Consider the following 943-nt stretch of genomic DNA (forward strand, 5'->3'; position numbering starts at 1 on the left):
GCTGAATAGTGTTTCACTGCCCGTCTTTGCTCCGCCCCCTGTACGATTACGAGAAATCAGATGACGCGACAACTATCCTGACACAGGGGGTTTCCACGACATTATTTGTTTTTATGGGTACTCTTTTCACAAATAATCCCTTATAGAAACAAGATATAGATGGAATTCCAACGGAAATTATAGTGAGGGTAGTGTAATAAATTTCATCACTCAGAAGTAAAAACATATGAACGGAAATTGTAATTATTTCAAATGAAATTAACGCAAATATAAAATTTATATTTTTTAAACTTATTGCTCGGACCTCAGAAACGCCAAAGAAAAAAAATAATGGAAAAACCCCAGAAATTCCATAATTTTTCCCATCAAATAACTTGTACATGCAATGTTCCAATATTTTAAAGAGGGCTCTTGCTTAGTTGCAATTTTTAATGATATGTTTGACAGAAAGACTGTGTCGTAGCGCCTCAATTAATTCAAAATATTCTAACTATAAATAGTAAAACTGTAACTATTCAGCCGCAGCGAGCGCATCAATAAAGGGTTGTAAACCAAGCGGCTTTCCAGCATCATTCCGCTATGCCACCGAAACCACCGCGCCCCGACCTGACCAAGTTGTCCGATGCCGACAAGGATTGGCTCATTGATGCGCTGTTCGCGCGCCTGGACGCGGTCGAGGCAAAGCTGGGCATGAACAGCGAGAATTCGAGCATGCCGCCGTCGTCGGACGGACTGGCAAAAAAGCCGAAGAAGACCAGTTCGCTGCGCGGCAAGTCCGATAAAAAGGTGGGTGGCCAGCCCGGTCACAAAGGCAATACGCTCAAGCGGGTGGCCGAGCCGAGTGGCACAGTGGATCACCCCTTGCCAGGGCATTGCAGCCGTTGCCACAGCGCGTTGCCGCTGGAGTCGGCGCAGGTGCTGGAGTGGCGCCAGGTGTTCGATT

Annotated in this window: 1 protein-coding gene; it reads left to right on the forward strand. The window is 45.8% G+C overall.

Annotated elements, in window-relative coordinates; genetic code table 11:
• Nucleotides 1-579: 579 nt before the first annotated feature.
• On the forward strand, nt 580-943 hold a 364-nt coding region (locus H7U20_RS19430), incomplete at its 3' end, for a DUF6444 domain-containing protein (protein WP_233410912.1).

The sequence above is a fragment of the Rugamonas violacea genome, assembly GCF_016461825.1.
Classification (GTDB): domain Bacteria; phylum Pseudomonadota; class Gammaproteobacteria; order Burkholderiales; family Burkholderiaceae_D; genus Rugamonas.